Annotated in this window: 6 protein-coding genes; 2 read left to right on the forward strand and 4 right to left on the reverse strand. The window is 36.5% G+C overall.

Going from position 1 to position 17,284, the window contains the following annotated elements:
* Positions 1-68: 68 nt before the first annotated feature.
* The gene (locus DSM106972_RS03330; RefSeq protein ID WP_127078779.1) at positions 69-5,360 is read right to left on the reverse strand and encodes a trifunctional serine/threonine-protein kinase/ATP-binding protein/sensor histidine kinase; all 5,292 of its coding nucleotides are present in this window, start codon (positions 5,358-5,360) and stop codon (positions 69-71) included.
* Between the two features lie 243 nt (positions 5,361-5,603).
* Between DSM106972_RS03330 and DSM106972_RS03335 the strand changes: the two genes are divergently transcribed.
* On the forward strand, positions 5,604-9,770 hold the full coding sequence (locus DSM106972_RS03335) for a beta strand repeat-containing protein (protein WP_127078781.1): 4,167 nt from the start codon (positions 5,604-5,606) through the stop codon (positions 9,768-9,770).
* A 149-nt stretch (positions 9,771-9,919) separates the two neighbouring features.
* Positions 9,920-10,300 (forward strand): STAS/SEC14 domain-containing protein, encoded by a 381-nt coding sequence (locus DSM106972_RS03340; protein ID WP_233787772.1) that lies wholly within the window; start codon positions 9,920-9,922, stop codon positions 10,298-10,300.
* 134 nt (positions 10,301-10,434) lie between these two features.
* On the opposite strand, the gene DSM106972_RS03345 is transcribed toward DSM106972_RS03340, so the two are convergent.
* The 3 genes from DSM106972_RS03345 to DSM106972_RS03355 form a co-directional block, all read right to left on the reverse strand.
* Positions 10,435-13,233 carry a TIGR02921 family PEP-CTERM protein gene (locus DSM106972_RS03345; RefSeq protein ID WP_127078783.1) on the reverse strand — a complete coding sequence of 933 codons (2,799 nt, stop codon included), beginning with the start codon at positions 13,231-13,233 and terminating at the stop codon, positions 10,435-10,437.
* Positions 13,234-13,945: 712 nt separating this feature from the next.
* Positions 13,946-14,497 (reverse strand): DNA cytosine methyltransferase, encoded by a 552-nt coding sequence (locus DSM106972_RS03350; protein WP_127078785.1) that lies wholly within the window; start codon positions 14,495-14,497, stop codon positions 13,946-13,948.
* 206 nt (positions 14,498-14,703) lie between these two features.
* On the reverse strand, positions 14,704-16,941 hold the full coding sequence (locus DSM106972_RS03355) for a glycoside hydrolase family 65 protein (RefSeq protein ID WP_127078787.1): 2,238 nt from the start codon (positions 16,939-16,941) through the stop codon (positions 14,704-14,706).
* Between the last annotated feature and the right edge of the window lie 343 nt (positions 16,942-17,284).

Genomic DNA, 17,284 nt, shown 5'->3' on the forward strand with positions numbered 1-17,284 from the left:
TTAACAGATAACTATATTACTAATTAGATTTAGCAAAGCATCGACCCAAAGGTACAAAAACGTATTTATCAATACGGGAGTAAAATTGTAAACTCTGTACCAACACCCAACTCAGATAAACAAACTAACTGTCCCTGATGCTGTTGTACTATTTGATGGCTTATCGATAACCCTAAACCAGTACCTTGACCCACGGGTTTTGTTGTAAAAAATGGGTCAAAGATTTTTGGTTTTATTTCTGGTTTTATCCCAGTACCATTGTCAATTATGCTAATTGCAATTTGATTATTTTCTTTTAAAGCAGTACTTATTCTAATTGTTGGGTCTTTTTTTGTTGTGGTGAATAGTGCATCAATTGCGTTGTTTAATAAATTTATAAATACCTGGTTGAGTTCTCCAGGAAAGCAATATATTTCTGGTAAGTTTGCATATTCTTTAATTACTTGAATATTGCCTAATCTTTGATGAAGAATCATTAAAGTATTATCTATTCCTTCGTGGATATTTACTTTTTTACTTTCGGCTTCATCAAGACGGGCAAAATTTCTTAATGATAAAACTATATTTTTAATACGTCCGGCGCCGTTCTTCATCGAATCTAATAGTTTAGGCAAGTCATTTTGAATAAAGTCTAAATCAATTTCTTCTGTAGTATCAATGACTTCGGGTAAAGGATTAGGATAGTTTTGCTGATATACTTTGAGTAAGTCAAAGAGTGATTGAGTATACTCATGAGTATGAGTTAAATTTCCATAGATAAAATTAATTGGATTGTTAATTTCATGAGCTACACCTCCAACTAACTGCCCTAAGCTTGACATTTTCTCACTTTGAATGAGCTTGATTTGAGTTTGACGTAATTTCTCTAATGCCGTTTGTAGTTCTTGTGTACGTTCGACGACGCGGTTTTCTAGATTTGTATAAAAGCGCGCGTTTTCTATAGATATAGCTGCTTGTGCTGCAATTACACTTAGTAGTTCAATTCTATCTTGTGTAAACGCAGCTTTAGTGAGGTTGTTTTCTAGATATAAAATTCCTTGAAGCTTACTTTGATGAATAATTGGAAATACTAAAATAGATAATGCTTTATTTAACTCTATATAAATATCTTTCTTAAAATCTGATTGAATGGCTTTATCTAATACTAAATGTCTAAGAGTACGTTGCACATAAGCAATTAATGATAATGGTAAAATATTACACTCATCAATCGGTTGTGACTGTAATACTTTTACCTCATTATCTTCTGTCAGAACCGCTTCTAGAAATAACTGTTCACCAATATTCGCAATAAAGCATACTTTTTGGGCACCTGCATTTTCGCGTAATAAATGCATAAGTTTGGCAAGTAAATTGTTAATAACTATTTCGCTAGAAATAGTTTGAGATGCTTTAATTACGGTTGCCAAATCAAGAGATAAAAAATGATTAAAAGTTCGGGTGTTGGTTGTATTAGTTAGGGTTGAAGAGGTTGATTCGCTTTTACGAATGGTAAGATAAGGATAACGTGATTCCAAATCTTTAACTTTAGCTGTTGCCCCCCATTGCTGATATGCGTAATAAGCATCAGTCAAATAGATTTTAGCAAATTTATTATTCCCAGACGCTAAATAAAACTCACTTGCTAACTCTGAAGCTATTGCTTTTTCTTGTATGTATCCATTTTCCGATGCTAGTTCTATCGCACTATTATATAATTGTGTTGCTTCCCAATATTGACCTAAGACACGACATCTTTCGGCTTCCACGAGGTCATATTTATGCTGGTTGTTAGCAGCACAATAAAAACTCCATATTTTCATTTTATTTTGGTTCGCTGTAACAGTAGCCAAATATTGTTCTTGCTGTTGCGTGGAAACATTTGGATAATTTTTCAGTAGTGCTAATGAATAATAAAAGTTATGCTGTATAATCACCATCGTTGCACCGGCACCTGCTGCATACTTTTTTGCTAAACGTGAATACTCAATTGCTTGCTCATATTGTTGAAATAAATAAGCTAGCATTGACTTAGAAAAATAAATATCAAAGATTAAAGTAATTTGATTTGACTCAATTAACATTGGCAACACTTCATCTTCATTAAAACTATCTCCGATTAAACAATAATTATTTTCATTAGAGTTTTGTAAGTTCAAAGCAAGCTGGCGCCATAACTGATTACAATGAGTAAAGAACTCCTGCTTTACATATTTAATATAATCAAAATACTTTAGATATTTTTCATCTACAACAGAAAGTGTCTCAGCAGTAAAAAAGCTGTAAATACAATAGTACATACTAGCAATACATGCATATTCTATATCTCCAGTCTCTACGCCTATGTTAAAAGCTTCTAAAAGTGGATTAATAGTTAATTTACTATGTTCTTTCCAATGACGAACAGAACTGTTATAGCTCATTAAAACCTTAGCTGCAAAAGTTTTAGCATTAAATTTATCTAATATTAAGAGCGATAATAAACCATATTCATATCCCAAATCAATCTCGCCCATTACTCCACAAATTAAACTACAACATGCATAGACAAAAGCCGCAATTTCAGAGTTACCATACCTAATACAAATATCCACCATTGTAAATACAAGTTTTACATATAAATCGGGGTTTGTTTGATAAGCTGGAAAAGTTAGATTATTTAGTATTTGTAATGCTGCTATTTGATATTTATCTTGAATTCGCGGTAGATTATTCAATTGCTCAAAATCAATATCTTTAGGTAATTGTTCAATAAGTGTTACTCCCAGCTTATTTAGTACATCAAGACCAATGTCAATTGCTAATTGTGCCTGAAGTTGAGAATTACAATACTGAATTTTTAATTCGTATACTTTAATTGTATCTAAAATGTTGTGGGTATGAGTTAAGACGATTTCGCATAACTGTTGCAAACGCTCAAAGTTAGTATTTAAGTACTCAATTTCAAGTAATTCTACGTATAAATTGAGCGTCAAGTCATAATGAGTTTGCCAACTGTTATCTGGCAGTAATTGTAATCCTATATTTAAATACTGAGCAGATGCAATAGGAGAATTTGCTATTTTGGCTTTTCGACTCGCTAATAAATTAAGGAAAGCAAGTTTTTCCTTTTCTACTTGATTCGTGAGTAAATTGGCTCCAATGTTTAATTGGTTAACAATATCTATACTATGAGCTTCTATATCTGATGAAAAATAATTATGTAAAAGCTTACCAATTTTTAAATGTGTAATTTGTTTTTGTTGTTTTGGAATAAGAGAATAGGCAGCTTGTTGAACTTGGTCGTGTAAAAATTTAAATTCTAACTCTTTTTCGTCGAAACCAAATTTTTGCAGTTCCTCATTGGAATTTAGTTGTAACTGTTCTGTGGGCGCCTGGTAATTATCGTTTAATGGTAAAATTAATCCCTGTTGGATTGCAGTCCACAATAATTTAATGATATCGGATGCCGATTTTTCGGTTATTGTCGCTAATATATCTAATTTAAACGTGGCGCCAATACAAGCAGCTAATTGCAATACTTCTTGAGCAGCAGTAGGCAATTTACTGATATTGCTTGCCATTAATTCTACTATACTTAGGTTAGTGATGCCAAAACTTTGAATTTGTGTTGTATTCCATTTCCAGCATTTTGAAGTAAAATCATACTTGAGTAATTGCTCTTGATAAAATTTCTTTAATAACTGCGTTAGAAAGAAAGGATTACCCGATGTTTGATTAAATAGTAATGATGTTAATTTAGTGATAGAGTCATCAGTAATATGAAGTGTATCATTTACTAATTGCTGTACTTGCAATATATTTAAATTTTGTAAACTGATTTGATTAACTGTGGCGCCAGTTTTTTTAATTTCTTCAACAGTTTGGATAAATGGATGTGTTGGACTAACTTCGTTATCACGATAAGCAGTAATTAACAATAAATACTGACTACTACTACTAGCAGTCATTAATCGCTGCATTAACTTGAGTGAAGCAATATCTGCCCATTGCAAATCATCTAAAAATATAACTAAAGGATGTTCTTGCTGCGTAAAAACGCTAACAAATGTACAGAATACTTGATTAAAACGATTTTGTCTTTCCATTGCACCCAACTCAACAACAGGTGGTTGGACTCCTATAATTAATTCCAATTCTGGAATTACATCAATAATTACCTGACCGTTGTTACCTAGCGCTTTAGTTAATTTTTCTTTCCAGCTAAATAGTTGTGTGGCATTTTCGACTAATAACTGCCGCATCAAAGACTGAAATGCCTGAATTAACGATGAATAAGGGACTGCACGCTGAAACTGGTCAAATTTTCCACTTATGAAATATCCGCGTTGCCGTACAATTGGCTTATGGACTTCATGTACTAATGAAGATTTGCCAATTCCAGAGTAACCTGCAACTAGCATCAATTGACTTTCCCCTTGACTAACCGAGTCAAAAGCAGTTAGTAGCGTTTCAACTTCTTTTTCCCTTCCATACAGCTTTTGGGGAATATTTAATTGGGAAATACGGTCACTTTCCCCTGGCAAAAACTCAGTAATTTTACCTGTATTCTTCAACTCATCTAAACAACGCTCCAAATCAGCTAACAACCCTGCTGCGCTTTGATAGCGGTCTTCGGCATTTTTTGCCATCAACTTAGTAATAATCGCAGCTATTACTGATGGTATATTTGGATTAAAATCCAAAATACATGGCGCCTGTTTAGCAATATGAGAATGAATAATGGACAAAGCATCATCGCTGTTAAACGGTAACTGCCCAGTCAACATTTCATAGAAACTAACACCCAGAGAGTAAAAATCACTGCGATAATCTACTGTGCGGTTCATTCGTCCGGTTTGCTCAGGGGAAATATATGCTAACGTTCCCTCTAACTTAGTCAAACTTACTAACTGTACAGTTGAGTGACGATTACGTGAAGCGATGCTAAAGTCGGTGAGTTTAACAATTCCGCTTTCTGGGTTAATAATTATATTTGAAGGTTTAATATCTTTATGGATTATCTGGTGGGTATGCAGTGACATCAAGGATTTAGTAAGTTGTACAGCTATGCTGAGAAATGAGACGAGAGATAATCGTTCGTTGCTAAGAAACTTTTGCAGACTGATACCACCAAAATCTTCTGACACTAATATATAGTGACATGCTTGAGCTTCTAAACGCGCGACTTTGACAATTCCTTCTATATCAAGGTTTTGGGTAATACTGTACTCATGCTTTAACCGCGTAATCTCTTCCAAGCTAGGATACTCCGCTTTCAAAACTTTCAAAATTACTTTTTCTGATTTTGACTGCGATACTCCCCGATACACTATTGTGTTTAAACCTTCATGAATTACTTCGGTTATTACGTAGCCAGGAACCCTCGAAGCAGATAACATCGTTTAACCTCAACACTCTAAACTCGTCACCTACTTATATTTCCCCAACATCAGGTGAGATTTAACTTTTGTAGAAAAATATTTAGACAATCAGATTCAACAATTGGTAATGAATATCATTGATTTTTTTCATTTAGTCTTATATTTGCTGCATGAGTTGATTCTAGTCAGAAATACTGATATATGTAAGCTTAATAAAAAACTTTAATTATCATTTTCATAATTATTAGGGGTATAAGCATCATGAGTAAAAAGCAAGTTTTGCCTCAACAGCTTTTATTATGTAGCTTTTTAGTATTTAATAGTACTCGTGTTCAAGCACAAATTACACCTGACAATACGCTATCGACAGAAGCATCCAAAATCACCCCGAATGTACTAATCAACGGCGCCATTACTGATTTAATTAATGGTGGCGCCCAGCGTGGTAGTAACTTATTTCATAGTTTCAGTGAACTTAATATAAATAATGGTCAACGAGTATATTTTGACAATCCGTCGGGAGTAGTAAATATATTAACACGTGTAACAGGTAATCAAGCTTCTAATATCTCTGGAATATTGGGTGTAGACGGCGCCGCAAATTTATTTTTGATTAATCCTAATGGAATTTTGTTTGGTCAAAACGCGCGGTTAGATATACGTGGTTCATTTATGGGAACAACAGCAAATGGAGTGCAGTTTGGCAACCAGGGAGTTTTTAGTGCGACAAACCCTATTAGCCCTGGTTTGTTAACTATTAATCCTTCAGCGTTATTTTTTAATCAAATTAACCCTAATTCTCAAGGAATTATCAACCGAATTCGTCCAAATAGTAATGATGCTGTACTTACTAGTTCATTTTCACCCCTACAGGGAAGTCGTTATTGGGTAGGCGGAAATGTTACGTTTGATGATGGTCAATGGGGTGTGGGAAATAACCGTGCAGAATTAGGCGGACTTGCCGGAGTTGGTAGCGTTGGGTTAATTGGAAGCGGTAATCAGATGCAGTTAGCTTTTCCTGAAGGTGTATCAAGGGCAGATGTATTATTTCAAAAAAACTCCTTCCTTTTTACAACAGGAGGGGGTGCAATAAAAGTTAATGCTCGTAACCTCAACCTTTCTGGAAATAGCTATATTAGTACGCTTCTTTTAGCAGGAGAAGGTCAAGCAGGTGTTGCTGCTGCCGATGTAGTTGTTGATGCAACTGGTGATGTTACGTTGAATGGTCTTAGTCAGATTTCAAATTCAGGTTTGCAAAACTCTTTAGGTGATACCGGAAATATTGCAATTAATGCTCAATCTATTCGCCTCACAAATCAAAGCTTTATTGTGAATAATACTCAAAACAATCGGGGTAATATTATTTTAAATGCTAAGGATAATATCAGTCTTGACGGCAATAGTATTATTAATACTAATGGTATATTAAATTCGATAGGTAAATCTGGTGATATTGAAATCAGAACGAGAACCCTTACCCTTGGTGGTGATAATGCTTTCATCAATTCTTCAAATCTTAATCAGGGAGAAAGTGGCGATATTCGTATTATTGCCGATGAATCCATTTTATTAAATGGTCGTGCTTTAATTTCATCTGCCAGCACTGGTCAAGAAGATAGTGGCAATATTGAACTTCAAACACAATTGCTTACGCTTACTAACGGTGGAAGAATTAGTACACAATCATCAGGACGTGGTAGTGGTGGAAATTTATTAATTAACGCTTTAGATTCGGTTAATTTAAGTGGCTCAACAACATTTATTAATCCACAAACAGGAGAGACAGTCATTACAGGAAGTAGACTAGAGACCAGCGCTTTCAGTACTGGAAATAGTGGGCAACTAACTATTAATACGAAACGATTGAGCATTAATGACGGTGGAGATATTACCACTAGAGCTTTGCGTGGTCGTGGAGGAAATTTGACCATAAATGCCAAAGAGTCTGTAGAGGTTATTGGTAATTCATCTAATGCTTCCAGCACTATCTCTACTAATGCTTTTGGGTCTTTTGATGCGGGAATTCTTAATATTAGTGCAGGTCGTTTAAGTATTCGTGATGGTGGAGTAGTTACAACTAGTACATTTGGTACAGGCAAAGGAGGAAATTTAACGATAGATGTCAAAGATTCAGTAGAGGTTGTGGGTCGCTCACCTAGCTTACCCATTGGTCTCAGCAATATTACTACTACTACTTTTGGGTCTGGAGATGCAGGAAGTATGACGATTAACGCAGGTAGTCTCAAGGTTTACTCAGGGGGACGAGTTAGTACTTCTACCTTTGCTCAAGGTAAAGGAGGAAATTTAACTGTTAATACTGACCGTGGTGTAGAACTTATTGGCACATCTGCGGATGGTCGTTTTTTTAGTGGTTTGAGTACTTCTGCTGAGAATGGTTCGATTGGAGATGCAGGAGATTTAATGATAACCAGCCAAGATTTAAGAGTACAAAATGGGGCACAGGTTAATACTAGTACATCTGGTAAAGGTAAGGGAGGTAATTTAACTATCAATTCCTCGTCATCAGTGCAACTAATTGGTACGTCTTTTAACGGTCGTTTTTTTAGTGGTTTGGGCGCCTCTGCTAACGAAGGTTCAACTGGTGATGCCGGAAAATTGACGATTACCGCCCAAGATTTACTTGTACGAGATGGAGCAGCAGTTATCACTGAAACATCTGGTGTCGGCAAGGGAGGAAATTTGACGGTTAATGCAAACGGCAATGTGGAAGTGATTGGCAGCAGATTGAGTACATCCGCAAACCAAGGTCTAACAGGGAACGCGGGAGACTTAACTATCAACACTCAAAATTTACTTGCACGCGATGGTGGACAGGTGATTGCAGTTACAGGTGGTCAGGGTAAAGGAGGGAATTTGGCTGTTAATGCAACAGGTAAATTAGAACTTGTTGGTATATCAGCTAATGGTATTCTTCCTACAATTTTTTCTACTTCTGCTCTCGCTGGTTCATCAGGGGATGCAGGAGATTTGACGATTACCACCCAAGATTTATTTATACAAGATGGCGCCCAGATAAGTGCTTCAACATTTGACATCGGTAAAGCAGGTAATTTAACTGTAAACGCTTCTAAAAAGGTAGAACTAACTGGCGCCTCTTTTAATGGTCGTTTTGTTAGTGGTTTAGGTTCTTCTGTTCAACAAGGTTCAACCGGAGATGCAGGAAGTTTAACGATTAAAACCCAAGATTTACTTGTACGGTATGGGGCACGAGTATCTACTTCAACATTAGGAACTGGTAGGGCAGGAGATTTGACGGTTAATGCCGAAAATTTAGTAGAACTGATTGGTACATCTGTTGATGGTTCTGTTGGTGGTTTAATTGCTGCTGCTGGAGTAGGTTCAACAGGAGATGCAGGAAATTTAAAGATTACTACCCAAAATTTAATAGTGCGGGATGGAGCGCAGGTCTTAGCGAATACATTTAGTTCTGGTCGAGGCGGAAATTTAACTGTAAATGTTGATAATGGGGTACAACTAATTGGTAAGTCTGCGAATAGTGGGTTTGTCAGTGGTTTATTTGCTTCTGCTGAAACTAACTCAACTGGGGATGCTGGAGATTTAATAGTTAACACCAGAAATTTACTGGCACGTGATGGTGCTGGTGTATTTGTGAATAGCAATGGGACAGGTAATGCAGGTATTCTTACTATTAATGCTGATATTACCCGCTTAGATAATAAAGCTTCTTTCAACGCTAACACTCGCAGTCCAAACAAAGACTCAAATAGAGAACAAGCAACTATCAATCTTAATACCCAAGCTTTAATTCTCCGTCGTGGTAGCAACATAACTACTAATGCTACAGGCGCCAACGTCATTGGTGGTAATATTAATATCAATGCTGATGTATTAGCTGCATTTGAAGACAGCGATATTGGCGCCAACTCTACCGACTTTCGCGGTGGTCGAGTCAAAATTATATCCCAAGGTATCTTTGGTACACAAGCTCGTGATTTTACTACTTCTGAAAGCGATATTACAGCAACAGGCGCCAGTCCAGATTTGATTGGCAGTACAGAAATTAATACCCCTGATGTTGACTCTACTCAAGCAATAATAGAACTACCAGAAGAAGTTGTTGATGCGACTAGAAGGGTAGCTCAAATTTGCCCTGTGAATCCTGGTGATAAACTTTTAGGCGAATTTACTATTACTGGACGTGGTAGTTTGCCCCCAAGTCCTTTAGAACTTTTACCAGGTACAATTAGTACTATGTCGCTTGCAACTTTAGACAATAATATTAGTAACATATCAAATACATATAAAATCCCTTTTCAAGAGCTAAATTCTCAAAACACAATAATTGAAGCGCAAGGCTGGGTTAAGAGTACTGATGGGAGCGTAGTTCTTGTTGCTCAAGTTCCTAAAGCGACACCATCCGCGCCTCCTGTTCTATCCTGTAATTAATTCTAAATCTTGTGGCACAGGCGCCTGTGCAGTGGGTTATCTTTTTTGCCGTCGTTACTGGGTAGGCGGGAATTTAGAGAGAGCTAAGTTACAATATAAAGTAATTGACAGCATTGAGGATATGAAAAATGTCAAAAGTTAAAGTTTAAGTGCAACTGTTATCAAAAGACTTGTTAAAAGCAGTTGAACAGTTGAGTCAAGAAGATTTGGAACAATTTGTATCTCAATTAATCGAACTGCAAGCGCAACGTAAAGCTACAAGCTTGCCGAAAAATGAAGCAGAGTTATTAAGAAAAATAAATCAGAATATTCCGTTAGATACTCAAAAAGTTTACAACGAATTAATTGTTAAACGTGAAGCTGAAACTTTAACAGTCGAAGAACATCAACATTTATTACTTTTAACTGAACAGATAGAAAAACTGCAAGCACAACGTCTACAATATTTGGCAGAATTAGCAAGTATTCGCGGAGTCTCATTAACTGCACTAATGGATGATTTAGAAATTGAAATGCCACAATATGTCTAATAGCCGTCGAGTCACACCTCAACAAAAAAAGGCTGTTGCTGAAGCCAATTTTCATCAATTCAAGTCAAATCCTGTTAATAGGGCGGGCAATCTTAAGCCCGCTCCACAAGAAGAGATTAATCTCCACTTCAGTACTAATGAGTATTTAATTTGTTGAGTTGCCTTTTTTTGGTAATTACAAAAATTGTGATTCCTGCGACTAAAAGTGCGGCGCCACTTGATGGTTCTGGAATTGAGGCATTTTTCAAAGGATTGTTAGGTTTTGTTAGGTTTTCTTTGCCTGATTCTACTTCGCGGTTAAAACGGTCTTTTTGTGCTTCGGCTTCTTTTAGCTGGCGCCGTTGTTCGTCGTTTACTAATACTATCATTGATGAGTAAGGCGTAACTATTTTAAACCTTTTGGCTAATTCATGAATTGCATCGAGTTCTGTTAGTTGTTCTAAGTTTTTCTCGCGACTTAAGCCTAATATTAGTTGTCTTGCTGCTAAAGAGTCGAAAGTATTAGGTGTTGGGGTGGTAGGGGTGGTTAATTTCTCCATGAACCATGCGTAACGATCGATGACGCTAACGACGGTGTTACCGAGAGCAGATTTTGTTGCCTGTCGATAAAGTACTTCTTCTATATTTGTAGATACTCCCCCTCTACTGTTTTCTATGGCTTTAAGCGTGTTGTCATCGTATGCTTTGGGAAGGGCGCCTAAATGCACCATCCATAATGGAGAGGTAACGGTAGGAAAATTCTTCTTGTCGTCGGATAGTTCGTAACTACCTTCGTCTGTAACTACCAAAATGCCATCATATTTAGTATCTCCACGCAGTTTGTCAAATTGCTGTAACATTTCTTTAAGTTGCATGGCGCCGTAAAAGGTCATTTTGGCTGGTTTAAATTGGTTAATATCATCAATTCGCTTTGGTTCTGCTCCTGGAATAGATGTAATGTATAAATCAGCATCGTTATCGGATAGTTGATTATTGGCAAAACCTTTATTTTTAAGCCAGTTGAAGGTTTTTTCTAGTTCCTTGATGTGCGCGTTCATACTGCGGGAAGTATCTAGGACAATTGCGAAGCGCTGATTTTGCGGTAATTTGTAATCTTGTTGAGCTAAGGGTTTTGCTGTAATTTTGTAGTTTTCTGTGGAAGCTAATAATGTTGCTTCTTTAATTTGTGGTTGAGGCGCCTTGGATGCTGGTATATATGTTTGTAACCAATTATCTGTTTTTTGATGATTGCCGTTAAAGTTACGTTTTGTTTGTTTTGTCCAAAATATATTTCGTTTTTCGCCTAAGTGTGGTAATGCCCAACCTTGATTTTGTCGCATGACTTTGTAAGTTAGCCACATATGCATTTCTTTCGGACGGTTGGGTTGAGAACTAAGTTCTGCTGGTGTTCTTTCGGGTGGTATAGGAAATGCACGTAACCGATAATGTCTTGGCCCAACTTGTTCTAATAAAGCTGGGTCAATTGGTCTTTCTCGTTGCACTTGTTGATTGTATACTTTTTGAGCGGCGCCGCGAGGAGAAACTACATATTCAAAGCGCTTGGATAAATCTGCTGTATCCCCTAGCCAAATTCCTGTAATTACTGCACTTTCTGGTAAAGAAAACGAGTAAAATACTTCTTGTACATCTCTGGTTTTGTTTTCGTAAACCTCATAAAGTTGTACGTCTGCCCAGTCTCCATGTTCTTTAACTGTAACTTCTTGCTCTCGCAACCAAACTTTTCTCTGATTGAGATTTAGTAAACCAGCTTTAGCTTCATCTAGGTTAGAAGTTGATTGTAATGCATGATTAACTGCTTCTTGTTCGCCTTTTTGTATTGGTGTGTCAAAAAATTGAGCATAAAGCTTTTCTGCTTTCTCTACGTCACTCTCTTTACCTTTGTACAAAAACGGTGACATCAATTGATTGTAGAGATTTTGAATGTTTTTGCTAATTACACGAGAACCAGTCATGTGGTAATACATTACCTCAATTTGGTTACTATCCTTAACGCTGCTGAGGTAGCGGTAATTAGATAAATAAGCATTTACTAATCCGGAGCGTATCGTTTCTGATTTAGCGAGTAGTGCTTGACGGTTACTATCGGTTTGTGGAGTATTAGCAAGTAAAGAAAAAGCTTGAACTTGTGGTTGATTTTGGAATGAGAAGAAAAGAGTTAGCGTAAAAATTGAAACTCCTAAAAATCCAGCGAATGCCTTTTTTACTCCATACTGTGTAGCAAATGCTTTTAGTATCTTGATTCCAGATGCAGTATATAAATATGCTACCAGAGATGGCATTGCTATAAATAAAGAACAAGTTATGCCAAACAGTATCATACTTGCTGGTATCCACCCAAGAAGAGTTAATAATGGATGTTGTATAAATGCATTCCAAAAATCAATAGCCCACTGAAACCTTAAAAATTCTATTATTGACCAAGCTGCTACAGGTAACGCATAAAAACATAATATGGCGCCAGCATATATACCGAAAAACAGCATTAAACTATGTGCTAGCATTTGTACCCATGCTATACTCCGCTTTTCACCGACGTATCCATATAGCATTTCCATCGCGAAAGCGGTAATACAAATTACTATACTTCCCAGAATTTGGATACTAGCAGGTGTAAGCTCTCGAAATATAAATAGCCGTAACCCACACAGTAAAACTAAAGGCGCCTCTACACCATAAAATAATCGCAGTAATTCTCCTGGTTGTCTACTAAATTGAGAGGCGCCGACAACAGTACAAGCTAAAGGCACTAATATTAATGTTGCTAAAGATATAGAAAACTCAATGGGAACCTGTCCTGCAATAGTCGCTAATATCAGGAATATGCCAATGAACGGCAAAATACCCAAATATACAACCGATAGAAAAATAAGATTCCAACCCCAAAATATCAGGTGAGGTATTGTACTCAGTAGGACATTTAAAATTTTTTTCATATCTAGTTTTGACTCATTGTATATACGGCTAAGATTCCCGACTTATTAAACAAATCGGGAATCTAATTTTCGTTTCCTGCAACCTATCTATAACTAGTGTCCCCAAATTCCTGAAGGCAATAACAGATACATCAGATATTTATTCGATTCCTGAAAATAACTCAAATCTTTATATTAGAGCCTGTAGGATAGACCGGAAAGCCTATCCTACAATTATACGAATAAACGAGACTTTAGAACTTTAGCTTTCCAAAAATTTCGTAGATTTGCTTTACTTCAATCAGGAAATATGAAAGAAGTTCGTTGATGCGCCAAGCGCATGAAACTAACAAACGTTTTTAAGTTGTGCTTGACGACATTATTCGTCTTGAAAAGCTAATAAGTAAACTGTTAGGCGCCGTATATAGTAAAGAGTGTATTAATACAGTCTTTACAAAACAATACTTACAATGTCAGTTTGGTATAAAATGTAGCTTTTTAACTCAAGTTTTATCTTAAACGTTAAATAACAGCCGCTATAATGATTCTAAATTTGCCCTAACTCCTAAGAAACCGGGCTTCTTGAGAAAGATATTGCTAGAAAGCCTTAATTTCTCGTAAAGAAGCCCGGTTTCTTTGAGCTTGTTTCTTAGGAGTTAACATTGATTTTTAGTAAGATTAACTCAAAAATTTAAAATATCAGCTATATTTTAAAGATTATATAAACTTTTACCTAATCTTGTGGTAAGCCAAAATCGTAGGAATTTAAAACCTGATATTTAATTATATAGCCAGCTTGTGTTAAATTAGTTATAATATAGTTTAAGCTAGCTCTGTTTCTCGGCTCTGTCAAACCTTTTACGTTTTCAAATATAAATGCTTTTGGCTGATTTTCTTTAACTAATTTAAAAACATTAAACCAAAGTTTTCCTCTTGGGTCGTTTAAACCTAGTAATTTACCTGCTATTGACCACGGTTGACAAGGTACTCCACCCACCAATATATCTATTTCTTCAAAGGGTAATTTATTAATATTTGTGATATCTCCTAAATATATCTCTTCAGAATTACATTTTATAAAATTATTTTGATATGTTTTAATAGCTTCTTTATCTATCTCTGAATATCCTAAACATTGTCCTCCTAATTCTTCCAGAGGAATTCTAAATCCACCGATACCGGCAAATAAGTCTACAAAAGTAAATTTAGAGGTACATACTTTAATATTAGTTGGTTGAAATAGTTGAAATAATTCTAGTTGTTGAGCATAAATACCTGTTTCCATTTTATTACTGTCGGCGCCGCTATATTTAGAAATTTTCCAATAAATTATAAATCATAAGATAATACATTTTTGCTACATGTTACAATAATTTAGCATACTACATAAAGAGTGTGAGTTGCAATTAGATAATATTGTTATGCAGCAAAGGAGCGAATAGTGAGCAGACTGTGGGGCGGGCAGGGATGCCCGCTCCACAAGAGAAGAGTTTAGCTTACAAGAAGTGAGATAGAATTTTGTTCTTGATGTTGTTGAGTTACTTCTTCAGAAGTTAAATCAAACTCATACACATGATTTTGCCATTGCAGTTTGAATTTTAACCGTTTCCATGTTGGTGGAAGGTTGGGACAGGCAATGGGACCAAATGGTGCTATGCGAATACCAGCAAATCCAAATACTACTGCTTGCCATACACCTCCCGCACTTGCTGCGTGAATTCCTTCTGCTGCATTTTTGCGTGTGTCTTCTAAGTCTACTAATGCTGCGCGCAAAAAGTGAGTATAAGCTTCTTCTGGTTGGTTCATGTCGCAAGCCATTATGGCATTAATTGCTGGACCCAAGGAAGAACCGTAAGTATGGTCGGTACGAGGACTGTAATAATTCCAGTTTGCTTGCAATGTTTTAGTATCGCAGTGTAAATTGGGTGATTCATGGCGCCCAATATTTCGGAGTAAATACAGTAACATCAAAACATCGGGTTGTTTGAGAATCTGTTTTTCATTGGTTGCTTCGATACCTAAAAGTGCTTGCATTGACTTGGTGCGTGGTTCATACTCTTCTAGGTCTACATCTTCCAAGTCAAAAAAGCCTTCAAATTGTTCAATCAAACCAGTTTCAGCATCTTGGTTTACATGCAAACGATATTCAATTTCTGTCCAACGGTCGAGTCGAACATCGTTCAATTTCAATTTTTGGTCTATATGTAATGCTGTTTCTGGAGACTTTTGTTGTAACCACTCCCATAAATGTAATGCTGCACGGAGATGCCACCGTACCATAACATTAGTAAAGGCGTTATTATTTACCCGGTCGTGATTTTCATCGGGTCCAATTACATCTAAAATATCGTAACCACAGCGTGCTTCATTCCACTCAACGCGACTTTCCCAAAAAGCAGCAGTTTCCAGAATTATAGACGCACCATAATTAACCATCCAATCATCATCACCTGTGGCTTTCCAATACTGCCATATCGCATAGGCAACATCGGTGTTTATATGAACTTCGATATCACCGCACCAAATTCGTATTTGCTCACCTGTGACTGATGGTACCCAACGAGGTGTTGTTTCATCTCCTGTATCCGCACTTTCCCATGCGTACATTGCTCCTTTGTAACCAGCTTCTTCAGCTTTACGTCGGGCGCCTGCAAGTGTATTATACCGATATTCGAGCAAGTTACGTGCAATTTGTGGTTGAGTAAAAGTAAAGAATGGCATTGCAAAAATTTCGGTATCCCAAAATATGTGCCCGCGATAGGCAAACCCCGAAAGCGTTTTGGGTGGGATACTTACTGTATTATCTCTATAAGGCGCCGCAGCAAGAAGTTGAAATAAACTGAAACGAACACTTACCTGTGCTTGTTCGTCTCCCTCAATTACAATATCGCTGGTTTCCCAAACTTGTTCCCATGCTGCAATATGCGCTGCAAGCAATGTACTATAGTTAGGCGCCTCATTTAACCTATCACATGCCGCAACTAAAGGATTTTCACAAGAGCGTGATGTAAATACAGTTACTATTTTTTCTAAAGATATAGTTTGCCCTGGTACGCAAGCAAATGTTTTATTTAAATCATTACCTTCTGATACCAACTTTGTAGCCATACCAAGTTGAATATTAGAATGCCTAGTTCGACTATGTAACCAAATATAATTATTTTTATTGCCTTTACTTAATAATTCCCAATGCTGAACTCCCTGATTATCAGCATCATTAAAACACGTTTCTATAGAAATATCACCAGTAAAATCAACCGACGTAACCGTAACACGAACAGCCATAATATGCTGGTCAGCCAAAGAAGCAAATCTTTCAAAATGCAAATCTATTGTATGACCACAAGGCGCCCGCCAGCGAATATCCCGACTAACCAAACCCAACCGCATATCAAGTCTTCTTTCATACTCGATAACCGTACCCGCATCTAAACGAAAAGCTTCTCCAGCTACCTTAATAACCAAAGGCAACCAACTTGCTACATTAACAAGTTCAGTTTTACCGATAGCAACATCATCATAAACTCCATTAATGAATGTTGCCGCACAATCACCCGGATAACCCTCCTCGAAGGTTCCACGTGTTCCTAAATACCCATTACCTAGTGTAAATACAGTCTCGTGATGATGTAATTTGTTACGGTCAAATGTTGTTTCAATAACATTCCAACCTTTCTCATCAACACAGAGACGATTTTGTAACAAATCTTGGGTGAAAGTATTAATCATAATTAGACACAATCCTGAAGTAAAGCCGAAAGTCTCGTCTGTTGGATTCTAGGCAAAAAAAAACAACAATAGCGGAGAAACTTATTGAGTAAACGCTCTTTCTCCGTCAAATCGAACACAATCAAGCCTAAATAGGCATTTTTTACTAGTTTTATTTCTCGCCCACATCCGTCTATAGATAGGTTTCCTTAATTACCATCTAAAAAACTGATTATCACTCAAAACTATATAAAGCTAAACATTTCGCAATGCTTTATACAAAACTACATAATTTTCTCATAAAATTAAAACATATTTAATCATCCAGAAGGTATATCTATAAACAATTCTACTTTCCCTTGAG

This window comes from Dulcicalothrix desertica PCC 7102 (genome assembly GCF_003991905.1).
Taxonomy (GTDB): domain Bacteria; phylum Cyanobacteriota; class Cyanobacteriia; order Cyanobacteriales; family Nostocaceae; genus Dulcicalothrix; species Dulcicalothrix desertica.

Excerpts from the sequence above, each read along its gene's own strand:
- DSM106972_RS03330 (WP_127078779.1), bottom strand. The coding sequence starts at position 5,360 with ATGTTATCTGCTTCGAGGGTTCCTGGCTACGTAATAACCGAAGTAATT.
- DSM106972_RS03335 (WP_127078781.1), top strand. The coding sequence starts at position 5,604 with ATGAGTAAAAAGCAAGTTTTGCCTCAACAGCTTTTATTATGTAGCTTT.
- DSM106972_RS03345 (WP_127078783.1), bottom strand. The coding sequence starts at position 13,233 with ATGAAAAAAATTTTAAATGTCCTACTGAGTACAATACCTCACCTGATA.
- DSM106972_RS03350 (WP_127078785.1), bottom strand. The coding sequence starts at position 14,497 with ATGGAAACAGGTATTTATGCTCAACAACTAGAATTATTTCAACTATTT.
- DSM106972_RS03355 (WP_127078787.1), bottom strand. The coding sequence starts at position 16,941 with ATGATTAATACTTTCACCCAAGATTTGTTACAAAATCGTCTCTGTGTT.